Below are 19,188 nucleotides of genomic sequence, written 5' to 3'. Positions count from 1 at the left end.
GGGCGGCAGCCTCTGGCCATTCGCCTTTCACCCTTCGCCCTTCCACCGGAAAAGCACCATGTCATCCGCTCCCGCTCCCGCCTCGCGCCCATCGACCTTTGGCGAGGAACTCGCCAACAGCATCAGTCATGGCCTCGGTGTGCTGCTGGCCATCGTTGGCCTGCCGATCCTGATCGTCAACGCCGTGCGCATCGGCAGCACGGCGGCGATGGTGGGCGCGGCGGTGTTCGGCGGCAGCGCGATCCTGCTGTACATGGCCTCGACGCTGTATCACGCGGTATCCCACGAGCGGGCCAAGGGATGGCTGCAGCGGCTGGACTACGGCGCGATCTATCTGCTGATCGCCGGCACCTACACGCCGATCGCGCTGGGCGTGTTGCGCGGCGGCTGGGGCCTCGCCCTGCTTGGCGTGGTCTGGAGCCTGGCGTTGCTGGGGCTGGTGTTCAAGCTGGTGGTCGGCGCGCGGTTCGAGCGGCTCTCCACGGCGCTGTATGTGGCGATGGGCTGGATGGCGCTCATCGCGATCCGGCCGCTGTGGCAGCACATGCCGGCGGGCGGATTGATCCTGCTGTTCGGCGGCGGTCTGGCGTATACGCTGGGCGTGGTGTTTTTCATGCTGCACGAGCGGCTGCGCTACAGCCATTTCATCTGGCATCTGTTCGTGCTGGCCGGTACCGGCTGCCACTACGCCGCGGTGCTGCGTTACGCGTACTGAGGCGCGCCGGCCAGCCACCAGCGCCGTGTCGCGGCAGGCGACTCGGCAACCCTCGAACATCCAGCGCAGCCTGCGATGACGGCCGCACATGCCGCCAGGGCGTCCCGGGCGCGGGTTACGCCACGCTGTTTGGCCGCATGCCAGGCTCGCCGTGCCAGTAGCCGTTGCGCGCGCCGATACGCGGCGGCGCCACCGGCGAGCGGCGGGCGAGATGGAAGTGCGCCACCATCCCGGCCATGCCTTCGGCTTGCGGGTACAGCCGCAGGATGTCCACGCCGAGTTCGCGCAGCATCGGCAGTTCGGGGCCGAGGTCGGTGATCTCCTCGCCCTGGATCTGGATGCCGTTGATGCGCAGGAACGGCCGGCCTTCGCGCGTGGCCAGCGGCATGCCGTCGGGATAGTCGATGCAACGGAAGTTGCATTGATCCTTGGCGACGTCGAGCGCACGCGCGGTGAAGCAGCGTGCCGAGTACGCCAGCGGCAGCCGACCGAACGCGATCACTTCCAGTTCGGGCATCGCGCGGTCTTCGAGCCGCATCGCCTCGCGCAACTCGCGCAGCAAGCTGTGGCCTTGCTCCACGCCGGGCACCCAGCGACGCAGCCCGTCGTCCATCAGCATCCCCAGTGCGTGATGGTTGTAGACATTGAGCGTGGGACCGGCGACGAACGGCAGCTGGCGCTCGCGGCACAGCTGCACCGCGGAGAGGTCGTTCGCCTCGATCCAGCAGCCGCCGTGATCGACCAGACGCTGCAGCACGCCCAGTTCGGATTCGGCTTCGATCAGCGCCAGCGAGGACAGCACCACCTGCTTGCCGCCGGCGGCCAGCTCGCCGGCCAGCGCGATCCAGTCGCGCGTGCCCAGCTCGCGCCGCTTGCTGCATACCGTCTCGCCCAGGTAGACGATGTCGACCGGCCAGTCGGCGGCCTCGCGATAGAACGCCAGCGTGCGTTCGCGCGGCCAGAAGTACTGCAGCGGGCCCAGGCTCAGTTTCATCGTGTTCATCGGTTCGGTACCCGGAAAATCAGTGCCAGGAGCGGTGATAGGGGCCGAGCGTGGTCTGGTGACCCTCGGCGTGCTTCGACAGCGCGGACTGCCAGCGTGGTTGCGCCGACCAGTCCTGCGGCGAAGCGCGGTAGCGGTCCAGCGCGTCGCGCCAGGTGCGCGTGACCGAGCCGACATAGGCCACGCCGCGCTGGCGCCCCTCGATCTTCAGTGCCGCCACGCCGGCCTGTGCCAATCGCGGCAGCAGCTCTAGCGTGTTGAGGCTGGTCGGCTCTTCCAGTGCGTGGAAGATCTCGCCGCCCACATCGAAGCGGCCCTTGCACACGGTGGGATAGCCGGCCGGTTCGGCCGGCTCGAACTTGTCGATCAGCACCTGGTTCAGGCGCACGCTGCGGCGGCCGTCCTCGTGCTCCTCCCAGCGCACGAAGCTGGCCGGCGAGCACACGCCGTGGCGATTCGGCGAGGCGCCGGTGACATAGCTGGACAGCTGGCAGCGGCCCTCGACCATGATGCACAGGCTGCCGAACGCGAACACCTCCAGCGGCACCGGCGAGCCCTCGCACAGGCGCTCGACCTGCTGGATCGACAACACCCGCGGCAGCACCGCGCGGCTGATACCGAAGCGCTCGTGCGCGTAGCGCAGCGCAGGCGCGGTGGTCGCCGATCCCTGTACCGACAGATGCCGCTTGAGCGAAGGGTGGGTGCGCGTGGCGTAGTCGAGCACGGCCATTTCCGCCGCGATGATCGCGTCGCAGCCGAACTCGGCGGCCTTGTCCACGGCGCTGTACCACTGCTGCAGCCGCGCGCTGTCGGGGTAGGTATTCAGCGCCAGATACACCTGCCGGCCGCGCTGGTGCGCATACGCGATGCCGTCGCGCAGCTCCGCATCGCTGAAGTTGAGGCCGGGAAAAGCGCGTGCGTTGGTCTGGTCGCGGAAGCCCGCGTAGACCGCATCGGCGCCGGCGTCGATCGCCGCTTGCAGCGCCGGCAGGTTGCCGGCAGGACAGACCAGTTGCATGGGCACCTCGGGGGGCAGGGATTCGGCACGCATCGTGGCGCGCGCTTTGCCGCGCGTCGTTGACATGGATCACTCGGACCTGCGCGGGAGATCGCTACCATGGCCTTGTCCGCGGCCATGGCGCCGCCCGCAGGAGTTGCCATCATGAGATCCGTGAAGTTCAGTCTGCTGCTGCTCGGCGGTTTCGCGCTGAGCGGGCTGGCGTGGTCGGCGCCGCAGCACGAGCACACGACGCCCGCCGAACATGCCGCCCACGCGCCGATCCCGGCGCAGCGCTGGACCCCGGATGCGCCGCTGCGCGAAGGCATGGGCCGGGTGCACACGGCGCTGGAGGAACTGCGCCACTACGAGATGGGCCACATGAGCGAGGCGATGGCGCTCGATCGCGTCGCCACGATCGAGGCGGCGACCACCTACATGTTCGCCCACTGCAAGCTCGCGCCGGACGCCGATGCCGCCTTGCACGGCATGCTGGTGCCGCTGGTCGCCTCCACCCAGACGCTGAAGAGGAACCCGAAGGACATGGCAGCCGTCGCCGCGATGCGCGCGGCAGTGGCGGACTACCCACGCTACTTCAACGACCCGGGCTGGGACACGCCGGCGCCGGTCATGCATGAGATGCACGACGAGCCTTGAGCTGAGCTGGCCGCGCGTGACCGACTGGATTCCAGCCTGGCAGTGCATCGGCTGCGGCAAGATCGAAGCGCCGCAGCCGTGCATCGGCGTCTGCCGCGACCGCAGGATCCTGATGGTGGGCAAGGACGAGCACGAGCAGGCGCTGGCTGCCCTGGCGTGCGCGCAGCAGCAGGTGAAGGGGTTGCACGCGGTGCTGATCCAGCTGGCCTGGTCGCGGCCACGCGATGGACAGTGGGAAGCGTCCTGGCGCGCCTTGCAGCAACGGGCGCGCGAATGGATCGCCGATCCCGCCGCGGCTCGGCCACAGGCTGCCGCGGAGGACGGCGCGGGTACGTCAACCTGAGCGCGTGAGGCCGGTCCACAACGCCTCGACGCGCCGTTCCACCGCGGCGTCCGGGACGATGGGGCGGCTCCAGGTACGCGTGGTTTCGGACGGCCATTTGTTCGTCGCGTCGAGGCCGAGCTTGGAGCCGAGCCCGGCGACCGGGCTGGCGAAATCGAGGTAGTCGATCGGGGTGTTCTCCACCAGCATCGCGTCGCGCGCCGGGTCGACCCGGGTCGACACGGCCCAGATCACCTGCGCCCAATCACGCACGTCGATGTCGTCGTCGGTGACGATCACGAACTTGGTGTAGGTGAACTGGCGCAGGTACGACCAGACGCCCATCATCACCCGCCGCGCATGGCCGGCGTACTGCTTGCGGATGCTGACCACCGCGATGCGGTACGAACACGCCTCCGGCGGCAGGTAGAAGTCCACGATTTCCGGAAACACTTTTTGCAGGATCGGCACGAACACGTCGTTCAGCGCCAGCGCCAGCACCGATGGTTCGTCGTGCGGCGCGCGGCCCATGTAGCTGCCGTGGTAGATCGCCTCGCGGCGCAGGCGCATGCGCTCGATGGTCAACACCGGAAAGTGATCCTGCGCGTTGTAGTAACCGGTGTGGTCGCCGAACGGGCCTTCCAGCGCCCTGTCGCCGGGGTGGACGAAACCTTCCATCAGGATCTCCGCGCCGGCCGGCGCATCCAGGCCGGTAAGCTCGCTGCGCCACACGCGCGTGCGCTGGCCGCGCAGCAGGCCGGCGAATTCGTATTCGGACAGGGTGTCGGGTACCGGCGCCACCGCCGCCAGCATCGTCGCCGGGTCTGCACCGATCGCCACCAGCACGGGGAAGGGTTGTTGCGGATGCGCGGCGCACCAGTCGGCGTAGTCGAGCGCGCCGCCGCGATGCGGCAGCCAGCGCATGATCACCCGGTTCGGCCCGAGCACCTGCTGGCGGTAGATCGCCACGTTCTGGCGCGGCTTGGCTGGGCCGCGCGTCACCACCAGGCCGAACGTGATCAGCTTGCCGGCGTCGTCGGGCCAGCAATGCTGGATCGGCAGGCGCGCCAGGTCGATCTCGCCGCCGCGCAGGGTTTCCTCCTCGAACGCCGCCTCACGCACACGCTGCGGCGCCACGTGCGCCAGTTGCGCCAGTTCCGGCCAGGTCGCCAGCGCCTGCCGCAGGCTGGACGGCCAGCGTGGCTCCTTGATCGCGGCGAGAAGCTGGCCGAGTTCGCGCAAGGAAGCCAGCGGCCGTCCAGCCAGCGCCAGCTCGATGCGCCGACGGTGGCCGAACAGGTTGCCTAGCAGCGCATGCGTCGAGTCGCCGGGACGCTCCATCAGCAGCGCGGGGCCGTCCTCGCGCAGCGCACGCAGGCTGAGCGCGGTGGATTCCAGATGCGGATCGACCGGCACCCGCACGCGCAGCAGTTGCCCGTCGCGTTCCAGCCGGTCGAGAAAGCCGCGCAGGTCGTGAAAGCTCACGGGACGAGGCCGGGGCGGCAGGGAATGGCCAGGCTGCCATCCTCGCCATCGCTGTCGGCCAGCAGCTTGCGATGGATCGATTCCAGCGACGCGATCAGCCGCGCGCGCGCTTCGGCGGCATACGCGTTCTCCTGCTGGATCGCGGCGAACAGGTGGCCGGCATCGCCGCGCACGGCCGCCAGCATGTGCTTCAGGCCCTGGAACGACGGCGGCGCCAGCGTCATGTCGTCGTCCACGCCCAGGTCGATCAGGCCTTTGGCAAGGAAGAACGCCAGCGCATGGGTGTTCGCCATGGCGCGGTCGTGGCTGGCCGGCTCCTGCTCGATCACGTCGCAACCGAGTTCGATGAACAGCCGGCGCGCCCGCGCTGCGGCGTGCGGGTGCCGTGCGCTGGCGCAGATCACCGCACGCCGCGGGCGCTCGCCGCGGGCCAGGCTGAGCGGACCGAACAGCGGATGCGTGCCGACATGCGCAATCTCCGCGCCAAGCAGTTCGTCCATCAGTGCGCACGGCCGCATCTTGACGCTGCCCACGTCGAGCACCGTCTGCCCTGCGTGCAGTTGTGGCCGCAGCATGCGCAAGGCCTCGCCCATGTGCGGTACCGGCATCGCCAGCACGATCCAAGACGCGTCGTCGACCGCGGCGGACATCGACGCGGCGGCCAGCGCGGCGGGGACGTCGGCGTGCGGATCGAACGCGCGAACACGATGTCCCGCCTGCAGCAGCAACCCCGCAAAGGCCTGGCCAAAGCGGCCGTAGCCCAATACGGCAAACGTCGTCGCCGGTTCGGCGACCATGCGCGGAGCGATGGTGCTCATGCGGCGGGGCGGGTTGCCACGGGTGTGGTGCCGCTGGCCAGGCTCGCCCGCAGGGCGGCGTCCCATGGCGCGGTATCGATGCCGTAGGCGGCCAGCCACGACGGATCGAACAGCGTCTGCGCGTAGCGTTCGCCGCGATCGCACAGCAGGCTGACGATGCTGCCGCGCTCGCCGCGCACGCGCATCGACGCGGCCAGCTGCAGGCAGGCCACGAAGTTGGTGCCTGACGAGCCGCCGTAGCGGCGGCCCAGCAATTCTTCCAGCAGCCAGGCGGCCGCGATCGAGGCGCTGTCCGGCACCTCGACGACGCGGTCGACCACGTCGAACAGAAAACCGGGCTCGACCCGCGGCCGGCCGATGCCCTCGATCAGGGTCGGCTGGCTGGCGACGGCACGCGGGTCGCGCGTGCGCCAGCCATGCACGAAGCCGCTGCCGGCCGGTTCGGCCACGCACAGGCGGCTGTGCAGCCGGCGGTAGCGCAGGTAGCGGCCGATCGTGGCCGAGGTGCCGCCGGTGCCGGCGCCGCAGACGATCCACTCCGGCTCCGGTTCCTCCTCCAGCGCGAGCTGGCCGATGATCGACTCGGCAATGTTGTTGTTGCCGCGCCAGTCGGTGGCGCGCTCGGCCAGACCGAACTGGTCCAGGTGGCAGGCGCCGCGCGCGGCGTGCTGGGCGGCGCGCGCATGCACTTGCGCGGGGTCGTCGACCAGATCGCACTCGCCGCCCAGCGCCTGCACGTCGCGGATCTTGCCCGGCGCAGTGGATGCCGGCATCACCGCGATGAACGGCAGCCCCAGCATGCGCGCGAACCACGCCTCGGAAATCGCGGTGCTGCCGGACGAGGCATCGACCACGGTCTGGCCGTCGCGCAGGCGCCCGTTGCACAGCGCGTACAGGAACAGCGAGCGCGCCAGCCGGTGCTTGAGGCTGCCGGTGGGATGCGAGGCCTCGTCCTTGAAATAGAAATCGATGCCGTGGAAGCCGGGGAAATTCAGCTTGAGCAGATGCGTGTCGGCCGAGCGCGCCGACTCCTGCTGCAGCTTCGCCAGCGCGGTGTGAACCCAGCGCCGCTCGGCGTCGCGTTGCGGGTTGACGAGGCGGAAGGTGTTGTCCAGTGAAGGTTCGGCGTTCATGGCGGCGCGAGTCCGTGGGTGGTGGTCAGCGCGCGCACGCGGCGACCGAGAAACTCGAAATAGCGGTCGATGTAGCTGATGCCGTTCTCATGGTCGATCAGGTACGGGTTCATCAGGGTGTGGCGCAGGATCAGCAGGCGATCGTCGTCGCCGTCATGCTCGAGCGTCCCGGCGTCCAGTGCCAGCCCGCTGAGGATGCGCGTGGTCTCGGCGGTACCGAGCACCTCCGGGCGCAGGCTGGTCACCGAGCCGAAGAACTCCTTCAGCTGCAGCGGCTGGCTGGGATCGCAGCGAAGCGTGTCGTGCAGGGCGCGCACGAAGGCATTTGCGCCGGCCACCGATGCATTGCCGCGTGGATTGAGTGCAAGGCAGACCAGGTTGCTGTCCGGTGCGAACGGCACCAGTGCCTGCACGCTATCGGCGAGCTCCCGCGCGAACTGCTGCGCGCGCGCATGAAACGCCTCGGCCGCACGCACGGTGGCGCGCGGCAGCTGGCCGAAGTGGCGATGATCGAGCGGCAGCACCTTGTGCGTCACGTAGACCGCTGCCGCCGCGGCACCGGATTTGGAACCCTCGGGAATGAACTGGCCCAGGCTTCGGTAGCGCGCCAGGTAGCCGGCGGGCGTGGCTGCATGGAACACGTAGTCGGCGCGTTCGGCCAGCAGTGCCATCGGCCGATGGTCGCGGCAGATGAAGGCGCCGGTACCGTAGGGCAGATAGCCGAGCTTGTGCGGATCGACCGTGGCCGAATCGGTGTCGCCCAGCGCGGCGAACGCCGCGTGCACCGCCGGCGTGGGGAACTGCACGTAGTCGGCGGCCACCTCGGCGCGCGTGCGCAGCGACCCATCCTCGTGGCGGAACAGCGTGGCCAGATAGCCGCCCCAGGCGGCGTCCACGTGCACGGCGAAGTCCAGCCCGCGCCCGCGCGATTCGTCGCGCGCGGCGAGCACTTCGTGGATCGGGTCGATGGTGCCGTACTCGGTGCTGCCCAGCACCGCCACGCACATCAGCACCGGCTGCCGCTCGCGCGCGCAGCGGACGAGCGCGTCGCGCAGTGCAGCCGGGTCCAGCCGCATGCCGGCGGTGGGTAGCAATGCCAGCTGGTCGCGGCCCAGGCCGAGCAGCTTCAATCCCTTGCTCCACGAGTAATGCGCGGTGACCGGTGCCAGCACCAGCGGTACGCGCAGCGATGGATGCGCGGCGAAGAAGCCGACCATGCCGCGCTGCTCGATGCGCTCGGCCTCCACCTGCTGCAGCCAGTGCGTGCGCGCTGCCGGCGTCTGCGCGGCCAGCCAGCGCTGCCATGCTTCCAGCACGGCGACACCGTCGGCGTGGGAGAGGTTGAAGGCGAGCCAGTCGTCCGCAGGCAGCTCGATCCCGGGCACCCTGGCCGCGCGCAACGCCACCGGAAACGCCTTCATGGCGAGCGCCAGCCGCAGCGCCTGGTAGTTCGCCAGGGTGCCGCCGGAGGTGAGGTGGCCGAACGCGCAGGCGTCCTGCGCCGGGTCGTGCGGATAGCCGAGCATGCGCGCCAGCTGCAGGCCGGCCTGCACCTCCATGTCGACGGTGACCGGCGCGGCATCCTCGCTGACGTTGTTGGGGTTGTACGGCAAGGTCAGCATCTGCGCGGCCAGCCCGGGCAGCAGCAGGTCCGAGGCCATGTGGCCGATGTAGCGCGGGCTGTGGAACGGCACCGATTTCTTCAGCGCGGCCGACAGCCGGTGCAGCTCGCCGCGCATGCGCGATTCGAATGCGAGGTAATCCGGATGGTGCACGGCGGCGGTGGCGATTGCCGGCGGATCCTCCGGATGGAAGTTGCGCCGCCAGTACACGTGATCGCGCAGAAACTCCACCATCAGCTTTTCCAGCAGCGCGTCATTCTCGCCGTAGGGGCCGAGGAAGCAGGCGTCCAGCGTGTGGTCGCGCGGCGCCGGCGTGGGCAGCGGCACGGTCGCGCTCATGCCAGCCACCCATGCAGCCAGCCCAGTGGATGGTGCATGCGGGCGACGCCCAGCATGAACACGTAGGTGCACAGCGCGGCGACGTAGCAAAGTTGCCGCGTGCGCGGGGTGCGTCCGCGTTTCAGCGCCAGCGTGCCGAGCAGCACGTAAAGCACCAGCAGGATCAGCTTGGTGGTGAGCCAGCCGTTGGCGAACATCGCGCCGGGCAGGATCGTCAGCAGCATCAGCGCGGCGGTGAGCAGGGCGGTGTCGATGCTGTAGCTGAGCAGCCGCAGCGGGGTCCATTGCGCGGCGCCGGCATGCCCCAGCTGTACCGCCAGCCCGCGCAGAGCGAACAGCAAGCCGCTGGCCAGCACGCAGGCGATATGCACCCATTTGATCTGCGGATAGAACTCGAACATCGTGATCCCTGCGCGTTCGTGGTGGCCGGCGCTGCCGGCGAAGAAGCGGGGCGCACGCATGCGCCCCGCCAGCACTTACACGGTTTCTGCGACGGCCTCGGCACGAGCCGGCGGCGCACCTTCGGGCAATGCCCGCGCCGCCGCGTTCGCCCGCGCCTGCGGCTTCTGCGCCAGCCACAGCGAGGCGACGAACACGGCGATCAGCAGCGCGCCGATCGCGAACATGATGTCGCCTGGCATGCGCATCCACACAAGCATGTGGATCAGCGGGCGGTCCATGAACTCGGCCGAGCGGGCGAACCAGTAGCCGTGGTCAAGTACCGCGCGCAACTGCAGCAGACCCAGCGGCAGCAGGGTCAGGATGCCCATCAGCGACAGTCCGATGTTGAGGCTCCAGAACGAGCCGCGCAGCAGACCTTCGCGCCACATCGCCTGCGGTTTGATCCCGCGCAGGCAGAACAGCATCAGGCCCATGCCGAGCATGCCGTACACGCCGAACAGCGCGGTATGGCCGTGCAGCGCGGTGAGGTTGAGGCCCTGCATGTAGTACAGCGCGATCGGCGTGTTGACCAGGAAACCGAACATGCCCGCACCGACCAGGTTCCAGAAACTCACCGCCACGAAGAACATGATCGGCCAGCGGTAGCGCGCCATCCACGGCGCGGAGTGCTGGCGCTTCCAGGTGCCGTAGGCTTCCAGGCCGATCAGCGCCAGCGGTACCACTTCCAGCACCGAGAAGCTGGCGCCGAGCGCGATCACCGCGGTGGTGGTGCCGCTGAAGTACAGGTGATGCAGGGTGCCGAGCACGCCGCCGGCCATGAACACGATGGTGGCGAACAGCACGCCGACGGTGGCCGTGTGCACGCGGATCAGGCCAAGCTTCATGAACAGGTAGCTGATCACTGCGGTGGCAAACACCTCGAAGAAGCCTTCCACCCACAGGTGCACCACCCACCAGCGCCAGTACTCGACCATCGCGATATGGGTGTGCTCGCCCCACATCAGGCCGGCGCCGTAGAGCAGGCCGATCGCCACGGTGGACAGGAACAGCAGGCCGACGATCGAGGCGCTTTCGCCCTTGCTGCGCATCACCGGCCACAGCGCGCGGCCGACCAGGAACACCCACAGCATCAGGCCGATGAACAGGAAGATCTGCCAGAAGCGGCCGAGGTCGGTGTATTCCCAGCCCTGGTGGCCGAACCAGAAGTTGTACTGCAGCCCCATCTTGTCCATCACCGCAAACCACTGGCCGGCAAACGAGCCGACCACGATCACCAGCAGGCAGACCCACAGGAAGTTCACCCCGAGCCGCTGGAACTTCGGCTCGTAGCCGGAAATCATCGGCGCGATGTACAGGCCGGTGGCCAGCCACGCGGTGGCGATCCACAACACCGCCAGTTCGGTATGCCAGGTACGCGTGAGCGCGTAGGGCAGGTAGTTGGCCAGGGCGAAGCCGTAGGCCTGCTGTCCCTCGACCTGGTAGTGCGCGGTGGTTGCGCCCAGCAGGATCTGCGCCAGGAACAGCGCCAGCACGGTCCAGAAATATTTCGCGGTGGCCTTCATCGACGGCGTCGGTTTCAGATCGGCCAGCGGATCGCGCAGCGGCGGCATCGCCGGCTTCTCCTCGCTGCCATGCACCGCGTGGTGCCACCCCAGCAAGCCGATGCCGAGGATCATGAACAGGATGCTGAAGATCGACCACAGGAACGCGGTCGAGGTCGGCGTGTTGCCGGCGAGCGGCTCGTACGGCCAGTTCTGCGTGTAGCTCATGGCTTCGTGCGGGCGCTGCGCGGCCGCCGCCCAGCTGGTCCACCAGAAGAACGCGGTGACCGCGCGGCGATGCGGCATTTCGGCGATGGTGTTGTCGCGCATCGCGTAGTCTTCGCGCAGCTTCTTCGTCGCCGGATCGTTGCTGAACAGGCTCATGTAGTGCGCGGCAACCGCCTCCATCGCATGCGCGCGCAGATCCGATACGGTGATCGTGTCGGTGCTTGCGTCATACGTATTGGTGCGCAGCTCCCGCATGACGCGCGACTTCAGCGCGGCCTGCTGCGGCCCATCCAGCGACGCGTACGGGCCGAGGCCTTCATCGCGCGCCAGCAGCTCCAGCATCGTGGTGGCTTCGCGATGCAGCCAGTCGGCGCTCCAGTCCGGCGCCAGCAGCGCACCGTGGCCCCAGATGGATCCCAACTGCTGGCCGCCGATGCTCTGCCAGACCTGCCGGCCCAGTTCCATGTCGGCCTTGGTGTACAGCGTCTGGCCGCCGCTGGTCAGCACCGCGGTGGGCAGCGGCGGTGCCTGCTGGTGCACCACACGGCCGACCCACAGCAGCACCGCGAATGACACGGTCAGCAAGGCTGCCAGGCCGAGCCACAGTTTTCGGGTGGTACTCATCGCGCATCTCCCTTCAATGATGCGCGCATGCTGGAGCCAATGCCGATCGATCCTCTTGATTCAGGTCAGCGAATGCTGCGTCGGTGCGGCACGAATTGTCGCAGGCGATCACGCGGCGCGATGTTTCCGGCTCCGCCCGGGGCGGGCGTGTCGCCATGCCTGCAGGCGTGGAGCGACCGCCCTTGATGCAGGTCATGGCCGACGCGTCCGTTGCAGCGGAGCCTGTCCGCTTGACCTGCACCGAGGTTCGCCGTGATCGCCTGGTACCCATGGGTCGTCCTGCTGCACCTGGCCTGCGCGATCGTGTTTGTCGGCGCGGTGGCGTTCGAGGTGCTGGTGGTCGAGTCGCTGCACAAGCACTTCGACACCGCCACCATGCAGCGCATCGAGCAGGCGGTGATGGCGCGGGTGCGCCGGTTCATGCCGCTGGTGGTGGTCGCGCTGTTCGTCAGCGGCGGGGTGTTGTTCGACATCCGTTGCGACGGCATCGCCTGCGTCGGTTCGCGTTTCGGCAACCTGTTGCTGCTGAAGGTGCTGCTGGCGTTCGGCGTGCTGGCCGTGTTCGTCAACGCGATGTGGGCGATGCGCCGCGGCAGGATGGATGTCTGCCGCTTCCGGCATACCCACCGGGTCGTGCTGGGCCTGATGGTGGGCATCGTGTTTCTGGCCAAGACCATGTTCTACTTGTAGCCGTCCATTCAACTACGAGGTAGTGCGATGTCCGATGTCAGGTTCAAGGGCCAGCCGATCAGCATCGGCGGCCAGTTTCCGGCGGTGGGCAGCAGGGCGCCGGCGTTCCGGCTGGTCGGCAGCGACCTGTCCGATGTCGCGTTGTCGAGCTATGCCGGCAAACGCAAGGTGCTCAATATTTTCCCCAGCGTGGATACCGGCGTATGCGCCACGTCGGTGCGCCGCTTCAACGCGCTGGCCGGTGGCTTGAGCAACACGGTGGTGCTGTGCGTCTCGGCCGACCTGCCGTTTGCGCAGGCGCGCTTCTGCGGCGCCGAGGGGCTCGATCAGGTGGTAACCCTGTCGCTGATGCGCGGCCGCCAGTTCCTCGACGACTACGGCGTGGCCATCGCCAGCGGCCCGCTGGCCGGCCTGGCCGCGCGCGCGGTGCTGGTGCTGGACGAGCACGACAAGGTCATCCACGCCGAACTGGTCAGCGAGATCGGGCATGAGCCCGATTACGATGCAGCGCTGAAGGCGCTGGCCTGAAAGCGATGTTATGACTGCTCGATGCCGACGATCGGCACGCCGAACGAGCGTGCCTGCGGATGGATGCCGAGCCCATATTTCAGGCTGCGGCCGATGCGGCTGGCGTATTCCAGCATCAGCGCGGCATTGGCTTCGTCCAGTTCCTCGGTGCAGGTTTCGCGCCATAGCGCGAGCCAGTGGTCGAAGTGCTCGGCCTGGATCGGATGCGGCCGGTGCGCCGCCATCGGGTTGCCGCGATAACTGCCCGCACGCAGGGCCACCGAGGCCCAGAACGAGGTGAGCAGGCGCTTGTGCTCGTCCCAGTCGTGTACGGCGGCATTGAAGATCGGGCCGATCCGCGCGTCGCGCCGCACCCTTTCATAGAAGCGGTCGACCAGGCGGGCGAGGGCTGCTTCATCCAGGGGCGACGGCGGGTTCATGCGGGACATGATGGATCCATACGCGGAACGATGTGACGTCGGCATCCGCAAAACGCATCCGGCCGTGACGGCCGGATGCGTTGCCTGTGCGGGGAGCTTACTGGCCCAGGCTCAAGCTGCCCTTCATCAGCGCGGCGTGGCCGGGGAAGGTGCAGAAGTAGGCGTACTGCTCGCCGGCCTTCAGCTTGGCCACGTTGATGGTGGCCGTGTCCGAGCCGCCACCGCCAATCAGTTTGGTGTGGGCGATGATGCGCGTGTCGCCGGGTTTCTCGTAGCTGTTGCCGGCACCGGCCTTCATGCCATCGGCGATCACGCCGGCTTCGTCGCTGCTGTGCGACAGCACCCAGTTGTGGCCCATTGCGGTCACCGGCAACTTGCCGGTGTGCTTCAGGGTTACCGTGAACGACTTGCAGGTCTTGGGCACGGTGATCGTCTTGGTGTTGAACTGCATGGCGTCGCTGGCCTCGACCGTGGTCGAGCATTCGGCAGCCATCAGCGGGGTGGAAAGCAGGCCGAGCAGGGCAATCGCGATGAGTTTGCGCATGGAGGTGTCGCTCCTTGGGGGAAGTGGGTTCAAATGATTCTGCAACGGTGGCGCGCGGACGGCACTGATCTGGATCATGGCTGGCCCTGCCGTGTGTCAACCACACTTTAATCACATGCCGGCAGTCGTCGGAAGGAGGCACAATGACGCACGTCGTCACCGAGAACTGCATCAACTGCAAGCACACCGACTGCGTCGAGGTGTGTCCGGTGGACTGCTTCCACGCGGGCCCGAACTTCCTGGTGATCGACCCGGACGAATGCATCGACTGCACGCTGTGCGTGGAAGAGTGCCCGGTGGGCGCGATCTTCCCCGAACTCGATGTCCCGGCCGGGCAGGAGATCTTCATGTCGATCAACGCCGAGCTGGCGCGCGAGTGGCCGGTGCTGACCAGCAAGATCGCGGCGATGGAAGATGCCGCCAAGTGGGACGGTGTGCCGGGCAAGCTGCCCTTGCTCAAGCGCTGAGCGCCATCTTCGCCGCCGCGCTACCCTCGCGGCGCCCGAGGGTTTAAGGTTGGCCCTCCGGGGGAGCGCATCGGTGATGATGCCAGCGTCCGGTGTGTGCAAGTCAGTTCGGCATGCGGGCGGATGCAGCACCCTGTGTCCTGTCGCGTCGTCGACTTGCAGTCTCTAGTTTCGCTGGAGGACGCAGCCATGAATGAAGCAGCACAGCCCTTGACCGACGACGACACCGAGCTGTCACCGTGGTGGCTGAGGACGGTGGTGATCGTGATGGTGATCGGTTTCGCCGGGTTGCTGGCGATCACCTCGCTGGCCTATCGCAATGCGCCACCCATTCCCGCCCAGGTGGTGGATGCCCAGGGCGCCAGCCTTTTCAGCGGCGATGACATCCGCGATGGCCAGACGGTGTTTCTGAAATACGGCCTGATGGACAACGGCAGCATCTGGGGGCATGGCGCGTACCTGGGCCCCGATTATTCCGCCGAAGCCCTGCATCGACTCGGTGAAGACACCGCTGCCGCCATCGCCGGCAAGCAATACGGCAAGCCCATGGCAACGCTCGATGCGCAGCAGCAGGCGGCAGTTCATGCGGAAACGGCGGTGGCCCTCAAAAGCAACCGTTACGACGCCCAAACCGGCGTATTGCGCCTGATCGAGCCGGAGGCGATCGCTTACCAGCAACAGCTCGGCTACTGGACCAATTACTTCCGCGACCCGACGAAGAATGGCGGGCTCAAGCCCGATCTCATCAGCGATCCCGCGGAACTGCGCCAGTTCACCGCGTTCGTGACCTGGGCGGCATGGGCTTCGGTGGCAACACGGCCCGGGACGGATGCGTCATATACCAACAATTTTCCCTATGACCCCAGCGTCGGCAATGTGGCGACGGGAAGCGCGCTCCTGTGGAGCGCGCTGAGCCTGCTCGTGCTGCTGGCGGGTATCGCCACGGTGTTGCTGGCGTTCGGCAAGTTCGACTATCTGGGCTGGATCAGCAGCGGTCATCACGTGCACCCCCAGCTGCTGCCGGGGCAATCCGGTCCGGGTCAACGCGCATTGGTGAAATTCTTTGTCGTGGTGGCCCTGCTGTTTCTGATGCAGACCCTGGTCGGCGGCGGCGTGGCGCACTTCCGCGCCGATCCCGGCAGCTTCTACGGCTTGCAGCTGGAGAACATCTTCCCCAGCAATCTGCTGCGCACGTGGCATCTGCAAACCGCGATCTTCTGGATCGCCACCGCCTATGTCGCGGCCGCCTTGTTCCTGGGGCGATCGTTGCGCGCAGCCGACGATGAACCGCGATGGCTCGCGGGCTGGATCCATGTGCTGTTCGCCGCCTTCGTGGTGGTGATCGGCGGCAGCCTGCTCGGCGAGTGGGCCGGCATCGCACAGAAAGTCGGCCGTTGGTGGTTCTGGCTGGGCGACCAGGGTTGGGAGTATCTCGAACTGGGTCGGCTATGGCAGTACCTGCTGGTGATCGGCCTGCTGGCCTGGTTTGCCATCCTGTGGGCACTGGCGCGGCCGCGCGCCGTGGTCAACGTGGCGGCGCGACCGCTGGCGAAGATGTTCCTGTTTGCGGCAGTGGCGATCCCGGTGTTCTATGTGCCCGCGTTGTTCTTCGGCGCCAAGACCAATTACACCGTGGTCGACACCTGGCGCTTCTGGATCATCCATCTGTGGGTCGAGGGATTCTTCGAGTTCTTCGCCACCACCGTGGTGGCGCTGACTTTCTACCAACTTGGCCTGACCCGCCGCAACGTGGCGTTGCGGGTGATCTACCTGGACGCGATCCTGTACTTCCTGGGTGGCCTGATCGGCACCGGTCACCATTGGTACTTCACCGGGCATACCAACTTCAACATGGCATTGTCGGCGCTGTTCTCGGTGCTCGAGGTGGTGCCGCTGACCTTGCTGACGCTGGATGCCTGGGATTTCGTGCGCACCACGCGCGGCGATTGCGACGTTTGCGGCAAGGCGGTTGCGGTGCCGCACAAGTGGACGTTCTACTTCCTGATGGCGGTGGGCTTCTGGAATTTCGTCGGCGCGGGGATGTTCGGTTTCTTTCTCAACCTGCCGATCGTCAGCTATTACGAGGTCGGCACGCAGATCACGCCAACCCATGGTCATGCCGCGTTGATGGGAGTGTTCGGCATGCTGGCGATCGCGTTGATGGTGTTCTGCCTGCGTCAGGCCAGCAGCGACGAGCGTTGGCCCGGCATCGAGAAGTACGTCAGGGTCGCCTTCTGGGGAACCAATGTCGGCCTGGCGCTGATGATCCTGATGAGCCTGTTCCCCAGCGGCGTGATGCAATTGTGGGATGTGGTGGAGCATGGCTACTGGCATGCGCGGAGCCCCGCCTACATGGCCATGCCTCGCTCGCATCTGGTCGAGTGGCTGCGCCTGCCGGGCGATCTGACCTTCATCATCTTCGGCGCGGTCCCGCTGGTGATCGCCTCGATCAAGGGCTGGTTGGGCGTGCGCGCGAAGCCGGCCGAGGTGCGCTAGCCTGCGACTGCCCATGAAAAAGCCCGCGTCGATGATGGTCGGCGCGGGCCAGGTGCTTCCGGCGAGAAACTCTACTTGGCGACGACGCGAACCATCTCCAGGCACTTGTTCGAGTAGCCCCATTCGTTGTCGTACCAGCTGACCAGCTTGACGAAAGTGCTGTCCAGCGCGATGCCGGCATCGGCGTCGAACACCGAGGTACAGGTCTCGCCGCGGAAGTCGGTGGCGACGACTTTGTCTTCGGTGTAGCCGAGGATGCCCTTCAGCGCGCCTTCGCTCTGCGCTTTCATCTCGGCGCAGATCTCCGCGTAGGTCGCAGGCTTTTCCAGCTCGACGGTGAGGTCGACCACGGACACATCCGAGGTCGGCACGCGGAAGCTCATCCCGGTGAGCTTCTTGTTGAGGTCGGGGATCACCACGCCGACGGCCTTGGCGGCGCCGGTGGAGGAGGGAATGATGTTTTCCAGGATGCCGCGGCCGCCGCGCCAGTCCTTGTTGCTCGGACCGTCGACGGTTTTCTGCGTGGCGGTGGCGGCATGCACGGTGGTCATCAGGCCGCGCTTGATGCCCCACTTGTCGTGCATGACCTTGGCGATCGGCGCCAGGCAATTGGTGGTGCAGCTGGCGTTGGAGATGATCGCCTCGCCCTTGTAGGTCTTGTCGTTGACGCCGTAGACGAACATCGGCGTGTCGTCCTTCGACGGCGCCGACAGGATCACCTTCTTCGCGCCGGCATCCAGGTGCTTCTGCGCGGCCTCCTTGGTCAGGAACAGGCCGGTGGATTCGAGCACCACGTCGGCGTTCACCTCGTTCCACTTCAGGTTGGCCGGGTCGCGTTCCTGGGTCAGGCGGATGCGCTTGCCATTGACCAGCAGGTGGCCATTGTCGATCTTCACGTCGCCCTTGAAGCGCCCGTGCACCGAGTCGTAGCTCAGCATGTAGGCAAGGTAATCCGGCTCAAGCAGGTCGTTGATCGCCACGATCTCGATGTCGCTGCCGAAGTTCTGCACAGCGGCGCGCAGCACGTTGCGACCGATGCGGCCGAAGCCGTTGATGCCGACCTTGATGGTCATGAGGGAACGTCCTCCTGAGGATGGTGGGATGTCGCGAAGGCGGGCACCACGGGGCGGCGGCACCGCTATTTCAGCCGTGAAATCTTACAATGAAAGCGCTGTGGCCGCCCGCGTCCAATCGCCGCTATGGCAGACTGCGGCCTTTGTGCCGGAACCCGCCATGCGCAGTTCAAACCGCTCGATCGCCCTTGTCCTGGCCCTGTTCGTGGTCACGCCGCAGGCCGCGGCGTGGGGGCCGCTGGGCCACAGCGTGGTGGCCGAGCTGGCACAGCGCCACCTGAGTCCCGCCGCGGAGACCGAGGTCGAGCGCCTGCTGGCGCCAGAGCACACGCGTTCGCTGGCCGATGTCGCCAACTGGCCCGATCAGATGCAGGATGATCCGGCGCGCGCCGCGCTGTGGAAGCAGACCCGCGGCCAGCATTACGTCAACTTCCGCGGCGGCAGCGACTGTGATTACGAACCGCCGCGAGATTGCCGCGACGGTCGCTGCGTGGTGGTGGCGCTGTCGTATTACGTGCGCGTGCTGGGCGATCGCAACCAGTCCGATGGCGCCCGTCGCGAGGCGCTGAAGTTCGTGGTGCATTTCGTGGGCGATATCCACCAGCCGCTGCACGCCGGCTATCGCGACGACCAGGGCGGCAATACGTATCAGGTGCAGTTCGATGGCGAGGGCAGCAACCTGCACAAGGTGTGGGATTCGAAGATGCTGTACACCCGCGGGCTTGACTGGCAGGCATATGCGCAGCAGCTCGATTCGGCCGTGCCGGCGACCATGCCGCCGCCAACCGCGCCGCTGGACAACCCCTACGCGCAATGGGCGGAAGAGTCCTGCCGCCTTACCGCGCAAGCCGGCTTCTATCCGGATGGCCACGTGATCGACCCGGCGTACGTCAAGGCCGAACTGCCGCAGGCCGAGCTGCGCCTGCGCCAAGCTGGCCGGCGCCTGGCCAATGTGCTCAACCTGGCGCTGGCTCGCTGAGCTGCGGCATCGTCCCATGGAGTGAATCCGTGCGGCGCTTCGCCCCCTGGCATTCGGACGTCCATTGCATACGTTTGCAGCGCTGGCAGGAGGCTCCACTTCTGCT

The 19,188-nt window shown here is 67.2% G+C and carries 19 protein-coding genes; 8 read left to right on the top strand and 11 right to left on the bottom strand.

Annotation, left to right across the window (positions count from 1 at the left end):
- Positions 1-58: 58 nt before the first annotated feature.
- Complete coding sequence (gene trhA, locus ACFPME_RS10880; RefSeq protein ID WP_377305097.1) at positions 59-715, top strand: PAQR family membrane homeostasis protein TrhA; 657 nt, start codon at positions 59-61, stop codon at positions 713-715.
- 115 nt (positions 716-830) lie between these two features.
- Here trhA and ACFPME_RS10875 read toward each other — a convergent pair whose 3' ends face one another.
- Both ACFPME_RS10875 and ubiU read right to left on the bottom strand, forming a co-directional pair.
- A complete protein-coding gene (locus ACFPME_RS10875; protein WP_377305095.1) occupies positions 831-1,718 on the bottom strand; it encodes a U32 family peptidase in 888 nt (295 codons plus the stop codon).
- 19 nt (positions 1,719-1,737) lie between these two features.
- On the bottom strand, positions 1,738-2,802 hold the full coding sequence (gene ubiU / locus ACFPME_RS10870; RefSeq protein WP_377305093.1) for a ubiquinone anaerobic biosynthesis protein UbiU: 1,065 nt from the start codon (positions 2,800-2,802) through the stop codon (positions 1,738-1,740).
- A gap of 78 nt (positions 2,803-2,880) precedes the next feature.
- Here ubiU and ACFPME_RS10865 point away from each other — a divergent pair, with 78 nt between their 5' ends.
- On the top strand, positions 2,881-3,372 hold the full coding sequence (locus tag ACFPME_RS10865) for a DnrO protein (protein ID WP_377305090.1): 492 nt from the start codon (positions 2,881-2,883) through the stop codon (positions 3,370-3,372).
- A gap of 16 nt (positions 3,373-3,388) precedes the next feature.
- A complete protein-coding gene (locus ACFPME_RS10860; RefSeq protein WP_377305088.1) occupies positions 3,389-3,715 on the top strand; it encodes a hypothetical protein in 327 nt (108 codons plus the stop codon).
- Here the strand turns inward: ACFPME_RS10860 and ACFPME_RS10855 are convergent.
- From ACFPME_RS10855 to ACFPME_RS10830, 6 genes are all read right to left on the bottom strand, one after another.
- Positions 3,707-5,179, bottom strand: a complete 1,473-nt coding sequence (locus ACFPME_RS10855; protein ID WP_377305086.1) for a UbiD family decarboxylase — start codon at positions 5,177-5,179, stop codon at positions 3,707-3,709. The two genes, ACFPME_RS10860 and ACFPME_RS10855, sit on opposite strands and share 9 nt — an antisense overlap.
- Positions 5,176-5,997, bottom strand: coding sequence for a prephenate dehydrogenase/arogenate dehydrogenase family protein (locus ACFPME_RS10850; protein ID WP_377305083.1), 822 nt, complete (start codon positions 5,995-5,997; stop codon positions 5,176-5,178). Before ACFPME_RS10850 ends, ACFPME_RS10855 begins: the two co-directional genes overlap by 4 nt.
- Positions 5,994-7,130, bottom strand: coding sequence for a PLP-dependent cysteine synthase family protein (locus ACFPME_RS10845; RefSeq protein WP_377305081.1), 1,137 nt, complete (start codon positions 7,128-7,130; stop codon positions 5,994-5,996). The genes ACFPME_RS10850 and ACFPME_RS10845 overlap by 4 nt, the downstream gene beginning before the upstream one ends.
- Positions 7,127-9,091, bottom strand: coding sequence for a pyridoxal phosphate-dependent decarboxylase family protein (locus ACFPME_RS10840; RefSeq protein ID WP_377305078.1), 1,965 nt, complete (start codon positions 9,089-9,091; stop codon positions 7,127-7,129). Before ACFPME_RS10840 ends, ACFPME_RS10845 begins: the two co-directional genes overlap by 4 nt.
- A complete protein-coding gene (locus ACFPME_RS10835) occupies positions 9,088-9,492 on the bottom strand; it encodes a SirB2 family protein (RefSeq protein WP_377305429.1) in 405 nt (134 codons plus the stop codon). The genes ACFPME_RS10840 and ACFPME_RS10835 overlap by 4 nt, the downstream gene beginning before the upstream one ends.
- Positions 9,493-9,567: 75 nt before the next feature.
- The gene (locus tag ACFPME_RS10830) at positions 9,568-11,886 is read right to left on the bottom strand and encodes a nitric-oxide reductase large subunit (RefSeq protein WP_377305076.1); all 2,319 of its coding nucleotides are present in this window, start codon (positions 11,884-11,886) and stop codon (positions 9,568-9,570) included.
- A 252-nt stretch (positions 11,887-12,138) separates the two neighbouring features.
- On the opposite strand from ACFPME_RS10830, the gene ACFPME_RS10825 reads away from it, so the two are divergent.
- Both ACFPME_RS10825 and tpx read left to right on the top strand, forming a co-directional pair.
- Positions 12,139-12,576: a CopD family copper resistance protein gene (locus tag ACFPME_RS10825; RefSeq protein WP_377305074.1), complete on the top strand. Its 438-nt coding sequence runs from the start codon at positions 12,139-12,141 to the stop codon at positions 12,574-12,576.
- Between the two features lie 27 nt (positions 12,577-12,603).
- Positions 12,604-13,104, top strand: a complete 501-nt coding sequence (gene tpx / locus ACFPME_RS10820; RefSeq protein WP_377305073.1) for a thiol peroxidase — start codon at positions 12,604-12,606, stop codon at positions 13,102-13,104.
- A gap of 8 nt (positions 13,105-13,112) precedes the next feature.
- Here tpx and ACFPME_RS10815 read toward each other — a convergent pair whose 3' ends face one another.
- Together ACFPME_RS10815 and azu are read right to left on the bottom strand one after the other, a co-directional pair.
- Entirely contained in the window at positions 13,113-13,523 is a 411-nt protein-coding gene (locus ACFPME_RS10815; RefSeq protein ID WP_377305427.1) for a group III truncated hemoglobin, read from the bottom strand.
- A 97-nt stretch (positions 13,524-13,620) separates the two neighbouring features.
- Positions 13,621-14,067 carry an azurin gene (azu, locus tag ACFPME_RS10810; protein WP_377305071.1) on the bottom strand — a complete coding sequence of 149 codons (447 nt, stop codon included), beginning with the start codon at positions 14,065-14,067 and terminating at the stop codon, positions 13,621-13,623.
- Between the two features lie 143 nt (positions 14,068-14,210).
- On the opposite strand from azu, the gene fdxA reads away from it, so the two are divergent.
- Both fdxA and ACFPME_RS10800 read left to right on the top strand, forming a co-directional pair.
- The gene (gene fdxA / locus ACFPME_RS10805) at positions 14,211-14,534 is read left to right on the top strand and encodes a ferredoxin FdxA (protein ID WP_377305068.1); all 324 of its coding nucleotides are present in this window, start codon (positions 14,211-14,213) and stop codon (positions 14,532-14,534) included.
- Positions 14,535-14,723: 189 nt separating this feature from the next.
- Positions 14,724-17,030, top strand: coding sequence for a nitric-oxide reductase large subunit (locus ACFPME_RS10800; RefSeq protein WP_377305066.1), 2,307 nt, complete (start codon positions 14,724-14,726; stop codon positions 17,028-17,030).
- A 71-nt stretch (positions 17,031-17,101) separates the two neighbouring features.
- Here ACFPME_RS10800 and gap read toward each other — a convergent pair whose 3' ends face one another.
- A complete protein-coding gene (gap, locus tag ACFPME_RS10795) occupies positions 17,102-18,103 on the bottom strand; it encodes a type I glyceraldehyde-3-phosphate dehydrogenase (RefSeq protein ID WP_377305064.1) in 1,002 nt (333 codons plus the stop codon).
- A 160-nt stretch (positions 18,104-18,263) separates the two neighbouring features.
- Here gap and ACFPME_RS10790 point away from each other — a divergent pair, with 160 nt between their 5' ends.
- Positions 18,264-19,082, top strand: coding sequence for a S1/P1 nuclease (locus ACFPME_RS10790; protein WP_377305062.1), 819 nt, complete (start codon positions 18,264-18,266; stop codon positions 19,080-19,082).
- Positions 19,083-19,188: the final 106 nt, after the last annotated feature.

The sequence above is a fragment of the Rhodanobacter umsongensis genome (genome assembly GCF_042654965.1).
Lineage (GTDB): Bacteria > Pseudomonadota > Gammaproteobacteria > Xanthomonadales > Rhodanobacteraceae > Rhodanobacter > Rhodanobacter umsongensis.
This window is presented reverse-complemented; position numbering and strand designations above follow the sequence as displayed.